The following is an 8645-nucleotide window of genomic DNA, read 5'->3' on the forward strand; positions in this document are numbered from 1 at the left end:
CTGCGACGCCCTGGTCGCGGCATTCGACGCCTTCCTCGCAAGGCACGCCGCCGCCATCGACGCCGCACTCGAATGATGGAGTCGAAGATGAGATGGGTACGAGCGGCGCTGGTCGCGTCGTTGCTGTCGATGACCGTGGCCGGTTCCGCGGCGGGGCAGGAGGTGGCGGAGTGCGGGGAGCGGGCGTCGCTTCACGTCCTCGTCACGGAGGAGTCGGGGGCGCTCAACCTGCCCGGGGCCACGGTCGTCCTCCGCTGGACCGCGGAGCAGGTGCTCAGGCCGCAGCGCGAACCCGCCGGGGCCGACGGGCGCTTCTCGCTCTGCGTCCCCGCCGACGCGTCGGGGGCGACGGTGTGGGCGGAGTTCGGCGATGATTCGAGCGAGGAGGCGACGCTCGCCTTCGAACCCGGCACGCCGGTCGAGGTCCATCTGCGCGTCCTGTTCGGAGACACGGAGCCGGGGAGGATCGTGGGCCGCGTCCTCGATGCGTCCACGGAAGAGCCCGTGACCACGGCCACACTGTCGCTCGTCGGTCGCCCGGCCGAGGTGCAGACCGACCGCCAGGGCCGGTTCGCCCTCACCGGCGTGCCCGGCGGGGAGCACCTGCTCGAAGTCGAACGGATCGGCTACGCTTCGCTCCGCTACCAGGTGACGGTGGTCCGCGGACTGAGCACGGAACTCGAGATCGGCCTCGTGCCCGCACCGGTGGCGATGGAACCGCTCGTGGTGACCGCAACCCGGCCCCGGCGGCTGGAAGTCAACGGGTTCTACGACCGCAAGTACTTCGGCGAACTGATCGGAGGGGGCACGTACTTCACGGTGGAGGACATCGACCGCCGTCGTCCGCTCCGCGTCTCGCACATGCTCGCCGACGCGCCCGGCATCCGCCTGCGCTGCCCCGGCTCCGGGTTCCGCGACTGCTGGGTCGAGAGCCGGCGGGCGTCCGGAGGATTCACGCCCGGGGGTTGTGAACTCAGCGCCTATCTCGACGGTTCTCCGATTCCGGTCCGGGAACTGGACACGCTCGTGTTGCCGGCGGAGGTCGGCGGCATCGAGGTGTACCAGGGGGCTGGCGAACTGCCGCCCGAGTTCGGCGGGTACGACGCGCGCTGCGGGGCCGTGGTGATCTGGACGAAGTAGCCCGGGCCGCGCCCGCGGCCGTGCCCCTCCGTGGCCGCTACCTCACCCGCACGTGCTTCTCGAGCATGCGGCGCCGCACGACGCCGCCGTAGACGTTGCCCTCCGAATCCACGCCCACGGCTTCCGCCCCGCTGTGCTCGATCGTCGTGGACTCGATGTCCTCGATGAAGTAGGACACCGACCCGTCGCGCGCGCTCCCGACCCGGATCCCCTTCTTCCAGCCGGGGTTGTTCGGCCCCCAGCTCTCGGAATCGGCGACGTAGATGGTGTCGTCCTCGTCGATGAAGATCCCGCTCGGGCGGCTGAACTGCTTCCACTCCTCCAGGAACGTCCCGTCCTCGAGGAAGATCTGGATGCGGTTGTTCGCCCTGTCTCCGATGAAGATCCGTCCCTGCGAATCCCGGGCGATGGCGTGCGGCGTGCTGAACTGGCCGGGCCCCGACCCCGGTCCTCCCCACGCGTCCAGGAAGTCTCCCTCCGGACTGAAGCGCACGACGCGGTCGTTGCCTTCGCCGTGACCTTCGATGACGAGGAAGTCGCCGCCGGGAAGGACGAGGACGTCGGTCGGCTGGTTGAACACGTCGGGACCGAGGCCCGCGACGCCGGCCTGCCCGAGCGTGAGCAGGAGTTCGCCGTCGGAGCTGAACTTGAACACCTGGTGCCCGAGTTCTCCGTTTCCGCGGGCGTCCGTCGCCCAGACGTTCCCCTCGTGGTCGATGTGGAACCCGTGCGGATAGTTGAACAGCCCCGCCCCCCAGGAAGCGAGCGCACGGCCGTCCATGTCGTACTTGACGATCGGGTCTTCGGGCCGGTCGGCGCAGCTGTTCTCGAAGCAGCGGTGCATGACGTAGAGAAGGCCATCGGGTCCCTGCTCGACGCCCGTGACCTGCCCCCACTGCACCGCGCCCGGGGGCAGTTCCGCCCAGGGTTCCAGGCGCTCGTAGGGGTTGGGCAGGTCGTTGACGGGCTCAAGCTCCGGCGCCGCGCCGTCCGCGTTCGCGGCGCCGTCCTGGTCGCCGGAGCCGCCGCACGCCGCTACGACCGCGCTGGCCGCGAGGAGGCAGAGAAGTGTGCCGAGTTGTGTGGTTCGCCGTGTCATGTGTCGTCTCCTTCATCGGTTGCGGGCCGTTCGGCCGGAGTAGGCTCGTCGGCCGGAGTGGGCTCGTCGGCCGGAGCGGGCTCGTCGGCCGGAGCGGGCCGACCGCCGGTCCGGATCACGCCCTCCTGCGCGACCGAGGCCACGAGCGCTCCCTCCCGCGTGAAGAAACTCCCCCGCGTAAACGCCCGCGCGCCACTGGCGACCGTGCTCTCCGTCACGTACAGGAGCCAGTCGTCGATCCGGAAGGGACGGTGGAACCAAATCGCGTGGTCCAGCGAGGCGCCCATCAGGTCGCGGTCGAAGAAGGTGCGCCCGTGCGGCACGAGCGCGGCGCGCAGGAGCCCGTAGTCCGAGGCGTAGGCGAGCACGGCCTGGTGCTCGAGCGGGTCGTCGCCCAGGTCTCCGACCGTGCGGATCCAGGCGCGCCGGACGGGCCGGTCGGGTTTCGGCCGGAACGGGTCGAGCGGCGCGACGGGGCGGCGGTCGAGCGGCCGGTCCTGCGTGAGCAGGGAGCGGAGCGGCTCGGGGACGCGGCCGGCCTGCCGCCGGATGATGTCGATCTCGGATTCGAGCGCCTCCGGCGGCAGCACGTCCGGCATGGTGTCCTGGTGCTCGATGCCGTCCTCCGTCTTGTGGAAGGAGGCGGACATGTTGAAGATCGCGCGGCCGTGCTGGATCGCCGTCACGCGCCGCGTGGTGAAGCTCCGTCCGTCGCGCAGACGGTCCACGAAGTAGACGACCGGAATATCGAGGTCACCCGCCAGGATGAAGTACCCGTGCAGCGAGTGAGCGGAGCGGTCCTCGGTGTCGACCGTCCGGCGCGCCGCCACGAGCGACTGTGCGAGCACCTGTCCCCCGAAGATCCGGCCCGAGCCGATGTCCCGGTTCTCCCCACGATAGATGTTCCGCTCCACCGGCTCGAGGTCGAACAGGTCGACCAGATCCTGTACGGTGTAGCTCACGGGAAGCTCTCGGGCGGCACGCGCCGCAGGCTGGCCTGCTCGAAGGCGTACGCGAGTTCGATGAGCCGCGGCTCGCTGCAGGCGGCCCCCGTGAACCCGATCCCGAACGGCGCGGGCCGTGCGTCGAAGCCCTCGGGGAAGGCCGGCGTCGGCGCGTTGGGCACGAAGCCGAAGGGCACGACGATGTGCGGGTACTGTGCCCGCGCCGCGAGTGCGGCGCCCCGGCTCCCCGGCGTGAAGATCGCGTCCAGGTCGTATTCGTCCAGCACGGCGTCGATCCCCCGCGTCTGACTCAGCAGCGAGTCCTTCGCCATGTCGGCCGCGTTCCGCGCCCGGTCCGCCTCGCCGTCCATCTCATCGGAGATGTCGTAGCGCGACTGCTCGTACTTCATCGACCCGGCCGCCCGGTGCGCGAGGTTCCATTCCCGAAGCTCCGTCAGCGTCCCGACCGGCGCCGAGGGCCCGAGCGACGCGAGCCACGCGTCGAAATCCCGCTTCATCCCGTACTTGAAGTTGACCGAACACCCCGCGTCCGACCCCTTCGCCTGGTGCCCGCCGATGCAGAGCGGCCACGTGTTGAAGTTCGCGTCGGGCTCCGGGTCGACGAAGCTGGGGATCTCGGCCGGGTCCACGACGACCGCGCCCGCCGCCTCGAGGACCGCGATGGCCTCGGCCATGAGCGCCGCCGCTTCGTCGCCGAGGCCGCCGATCGTCTCCCCTCCGACCTCCACGGGCTCGTAGTAGAAGGCCCGGGGGATCCCGATCCGGGCGCCCTCCAGCCCATTGGCGTTCAGGAACGGCGTGTAGTCCCGGCCCGGCGGCGCCTCGCACCGCGCGGTGGCCGCGTCGTTCGGGTCGGGCGCGGCCCCCTCCATCGCCCCGAGCATGATCGCAGCGTCGGTCACCGTGCGGGCCATCGGCCCCGCCATGTCGTGGTCCAGCGTCACCGGGGCCACGCCCCAGCGGCTCACGCGCGCGATCGTCGGCCGGATGCCGACGAGCATGTTCGCGTTCGAGGGACTGATGATGGACCCGCCGGTGTCTGTCCCGACGTTCGCGGACCAGAAGCTCGCCGCCGTGCCGATCCCCGAACTGGAGCCCCCCGTCGAGAGCGCCGGACGCCCGTCGTTGCGGCCTTCCCGGGGGTCGCGGCGCGGATCGTAGGGGTTGAGGCCGTAACCCGTGAGGGCGTTGTAGTTGCCCGGCATCTGGTTCGGCGGCCCCGCCATGAAGTTCGCGAACTCCGTGAGCCCGGCCTTCGCGATGATGATCGCGCCCGCCTCGCGCAGGTTGGTCGTCAGCGTCGCTTCGTACGGCGGGAAATACCCCTCGAAGGCGAGCGAGCCGCCCGTCGTCGGCAGGTGCGTCGTGTGGATGTTGTCCTTGAGCGCCACCGGGATGCCGTGCAGCGGCCCCCGCACGTTGCCCGCCGCCCGCTCCGCGTCGAGCGCCTCGGCCTCCGCGAGCGCGTTCGGGTTGACCGAGACCGCCGCGTTGAGTTGCCACTCGTAGCGCGCGATCCGCGCCAGGTGTTCCATGACGATCTGCCGCGACGTGACCTGCCCGCCCTCCATCGCCGCCCGCATCTCCGGAATCGTCGCCTCCACCACGTCGAACGGCTCCGCCTCGGACGCCGGGCCGCCGCACGCCACCACGATGGCGGCCAGCAGGGCACATGCGGGCAGGACGCGCCCCGGTCGGAATCCGGCTCTCGCGGCGTCGGCGCTGGCGTTTGGAACTGACCTCATGGGATCCTCCGATTCCCGGGAGTCCGTCGCGGATCCTCGAATCTCGCCCCGTCGTGGCCGTATAGTAAGGGATGATCCGCCCTACGCCGCAGCCTCGACACCGGGAGACCGCCGTGACAAGCCTGGCCCCGCCTCGCACGCCGTCCTCGCGCCGCGCCCGCCAAGTCGCCGCGGGCGCGCTGTTCGCTCTCGCCGCTTCCGCTCTCGTCGCCCTCGCGGCCGTCGCCGCCGCTCCGCTCCAGGCTCAGGATCTCGACGCCCCGCGCCCGATCGACCGCCTCGACACGGTGTGGATCGAGGAGATGACGTGGATGGAGGTGCGCGACGCCCTCGCCGAGGGGATGACGACGGCGATCATCGGCACCGGGGGCATCGAACAGAACGGCCCCTACCTGGCCAGCGGCAAGCACAACTTCGTGCTGCGGGCCACGGCGGAGGCGATCGCGCGCGAACTGGGGAACGCGCTCGTCGCCCCGGTCATCAAGCTCGTCCCCGAAGGGAACATCGATCCGCCGTCCGGACACATGCGCTACCACGCCACGATCAGCGTCCGGCAGGAGACGTTCGAGGCCATGCTCACGGACGTCCTGGGCAGCCTCGCCGCGCACGGGTTCGAGAATCTCATCCTCATCGGGGACAGCGGAGGAAACGTGCGCGGGATGGAGAACGTGGCCGCCGCCCTCAACGCGGCCTGGGCCGACCGACCGGCACGCGTCCATTTCATCCCGGAGTACTATACGGAAGACATCTACAGTTGCGACTATCTGAAGGAGGAACTGGGGATATTCCAGCAGCCGGATGAGTGCGTCGCCACGCGCAACGAGTACCACGACGACTATCACTATTCGTCCATAATGGCGACGGTCGATCCGAACACGATCCGCGCGGACCAGCGCATGGAGGCCGGTCTCTTCTCCATCAACGGCGTCGACCTCTCGCCGCTGGAACGGACGGTGGAGAACGGACGGCGCCTCGTCGACTACCGCGCCGGGATCACCGCCCGCGCCATCCGCCGCTCCATCGCCGACAACAACTGACGAATCATGATGTGGTGCGCCGCTCGAGGCGGGTCGCGTCGAGGATCCGGCTGGCCAGTTCCTCGATCGAGCAGCGCGTCGCGTCGATGAAGGGGATGTCGAGGCGCTCGAACAGCGATTGCGCCTGGCGGATCTCGAAACTCACCTGGCGGGGTGAGGCGTAGCGCCGGCCGATGCCGCGCGCGCTCCGCAACTCCCCGAGGCGCTGGGGCTCGATGGTGAGCCCGTAGATCTTGTCGCGGTGGTCGAAGAGAGGGGGTGGAATCCGCCGCTCCTCCAGATCGCTCCCCGTGAGAGGGTAGTTCGCGGCGAACACGCCGTACTGGAGGGCGAGATAGAGGCAGGTCGGGGTCTTGCCCGATCGCGACACGCCGACCAGCACCAGGTCGGCCCGGTCGTATCCCCGCGGGTTCGAACCGTCGTCGTGAGACAGCGCGAAGTTCATCGCCTCGATGCGGCGGTCGTATTCCCGGTAGTTCTGGATGCCGTGGGATACGCCCATGGCGTGCTGCGACTTGTGGCCGAACTCCTTCTCGAGCGGGTCGAGGAAGGAGTCGAAGAAATCCAGGAAGAGGGCGTCGGTCTCCTCCACGATCTCGCGCACGGTGTCGCGCACGTCCTCCTTCACGAGGGTGCTGAAGACGATGGGCGGCGACCCCTGCACGCGCGCCGTGGTGTTGATGTTCCTGGCGGCCCGTTTCGCCTTGTCGACGGTGGAGACGAATGGTACGGTGATTTTCGTGAAGTCGAGGGCGTCGAACTGCGCGATCAGGCTGTGGCCGAGGGTCTCGGCCGTGACGCCCGAGTGGTCGGAGACGAAGAAAACCGTTCGCTGGGTCATCGTACGCTGATTTTCCGGCTCCAATCCATCTGACACAACCGTACGGGCCGCGAGGCTCGGGAGTCGCCGTGTCCGGGTACATCGCGCCATTCGAGTCGATCGGACTCGCCGATCTCGAAACCGTCGGGGGGAAGAACGCGTCGCTCGGCGAGATGATCTCCCATCTCGCGGCCGCGGGCGTGGACGTGCCCGGCGGCTTCGCGATCACCGCCCGCGCGTACCGCGACTTCCTCTCGGGCGAACTCGGAGAACGCATCCATGCCGTGCTCGACGCCCTGGACGTCGAGGACCTGGGGGCGCTCGCCCGGGCGGGCCGCGAGATCCGGGGCTGGATCGCCGATACGCCGCTCCCGCCGGAACTCGCCGCCCGGATCGGGACCGCCTACCGCGAACTGGGCGCCGGCGGCGACGTCTCCGTTGCGGTGCGCTCCTCCGCCACCGCCGAGGACCTCCCCGAGGCCTCCTTCGCGGGGCAGCAGGACACGCTGCTCAACGTCCGCGGCGTCGACGCGGTGCTGCGGGCGGTCCACCACGTCTACGGCTCGCTGTTCAGCGACCGGGCGATCGCCTACCGCGTGCACCAGGGGTTCGCGCACCGCGACGTGGCGCTCTCCGTCGGCGTCCAGCGCATGGCCCGCGCGGACAGGGGCTCGAGCGGGGTGATGTTCACGCTGGATACCGAGTCCGGGTTCCGGGACGTCGTGTTCATCACGAGCGCGTACGGTCTCGGCGAAACGGTCGTGCAGGGGGGCGTGAACCCCGACGAGTTCTACGTCTACAAGCCCGCCCTGCGCGCCGGCCGCCACGCGATCCTGCGCCGGAACCTGGGGGGCAAGGCGATCAAGCTCGTCTACGCCGACTCGGGCGACGCGCCGGTTGAGACGGTCGAGGTCCCGGAGGCGGACCGGCTCCGCTTCTCGCTGACGGACGACGAGGTGCACGAACTCGCTCGCCAGGCGCTCCTCATCGAGGACCACTACGGGCGGCCCATGGACATCGAGTGGGCCCGGGATGGCATCGACGGCGCGTTGCGTATTCTGCAGGCGCGTCCGGAAACGGTGCAGAGCCGCGCGGGCGGAGTGATCTCCCGCTTCACGCTCAAGGAGCGGGGCCCGGTGCTCGCCGAGGGGCGCAGCATCGGCGGCCGGATCGGGGGCGGCCCGGCGCGCGTCATCGAGTCCGCATCGGAGATCGCGCGCTTCCGGCGCGGCGATGTGCTCGTCACGGACATGACGGACCCGGACTGGGAACCGATGATGAAGCAGTCCGCCGCCATCGTCACGAACCGCGGCGGCCGCACCTGCCACGCGGCGATCATCGCCCGGGAACTCGGCATCCCCGCGGTCGTCGGCTGCGGCGACGCGACGGCGCAGCTTGCGGAGGCCGGAGACGTGACGGTGTCCTGCGCCGAGGGGGACGCGGGCTACGTCTACGAAGGGCTGCTCGACTTCGAGGAGGGCGAGATCCGGCTCGGCGCCATGCCGGAGATCCCGCTCAAGATCATGCTCAACGTGGGGAACCCGGACCGCGCGTTCGACTTCGCCTCCATCCCCAACTCCGGGGTCGGCCTCGCCCGGCTCGAGTTCATCATCAACCGCATGATCGGCGTCCATCCCCAGGCGCTGCTGGATTTCGAAGACCTGCCGGACGAACTCCAGAGGGAAATCCGTTTCCAGCACGCCGGCTACGCGGACCCGGTCGAGTTTTACGTCGAGAAACTGACCGAGGGGATCGCCACCATCGCCGCGGCCTTCGCCCCCGAGCCCGTCATCGTGCGCCTGTCCGACTTCAAGTCGAACGAATACGCGGACCTCATCG

General features: G+C 69.8%; 7 protein-coding genes. 3 read left to right on the top strand and 4 right to left on the bottom strand.

Features of this window, described 5'->3' with window-relative positions:
* Positions 1–87: 87 nt before the first annotated feature.
* A complete protein-coding gene (locus RN743_RS11550; protein WP_310780004.1) occupies positions 88–1140 on the top strand; it encodes a carboxypeptidase-like regulatory domain-containing protein in 1053 nt (350 codons plus the stop codon).
* 37 nt (positions 1141–1177) lie between these two features.
* On the opposite strand, the gene RN743_RS11555 is transcribed toward RN743_RS11550, so the two are convergent.
* Genes RN743_RS11555 through RN743_RS11565 form a run of 3 tightly spaced genes read right to left on the bottom strand, consistent with a single transcriptional unit; the run spans position 1178 to position 4949 of the window.
* Positions 1178–2239, bottom strand: a complete 1062-nt coding sequence (locus tag RN743_RS11555) for a peptidyl-alpha-hydroxyglycine alpha-amidating lyase family protein (RefSeq protein WP_310780005.1) — start codon at positions 2237–2239, stop codon at positions 1178–1180.
* Positions 2236–3201, bottom strand: coding sequence for an acyl-CoA thioesterase II (gene tesB, locus RN743_RS11560; RefSeq protein WP_310780006.1), 966 nt, complete (start codon positions 3199–3201; stop codon positions 2236–2238). Before tesB ends, RN743_RS11555 begins: the two co-directional genes overlap by 4 nt.
* Positions 3198–4949 (bottom strand): amidase family protein, encoded by a 1752-nt coding sequence (locus RN743_RS11565; protein ID WP_310780007.1) that lies wholly within the window; start codon positions 4947–4949, stop codon positions 3198–3200. Before RN743_RS11565 ends, tesB begins: the two co-directional genes overlap by 4 nt.
* 113 nt (positions 4950–5062) lie before the next feature.
* Here RN743_RS11565 and RN743_RS11570 point away from each other — a divergent pair, with 113 nt between their 5' ends.
* Entirely contained in the window at positions 5063–5986 is a 924-nt protein-coding gene (locus RN743_RS11570; protein ID WP_310780008.1) for a creatininase family protein, read from the top strand.
* 4 nt (positions 5987–5990) lie between these two features.
* Here RN743_RS11570 and RN743_RS11575 read toward each other — a convergent pair whose 3' ends face one another.
* Entirely contained in the window at positions 5991–6827 is an 837-nt protein-coding gene (locus RN743_RS11575) for a pyruvate, water dikinase regulatory protein (protein WP_310780009.1), read from the bottom strand.
* Between the two features lie 68 nt (positions 6828–6895).
* On the opposite strand from RN743_RS11575, the gene ppsA reads away from it, so the two are divergent.
* A partial coding sequence (ppsA, locus tag RN743_RS11580) for a phosphoenolpyruvate synthase (RefSeq protein ID WP_310780010.1) occupies positions 6896–8645 on the top strand: 1750 nt, incomplete at its 3' end.

This window comes from Candidatus Palauibacter scopulicola (assembly GCF_947581915.1).
In the GTDB taxonomy this organism is placed as follows: Bacteria; Gemmatimonadota; Gemmatimonadetes; order Palauibacterales; family Palauibacteraceae; genus Palauibacter; species Palauibacter scopulicola.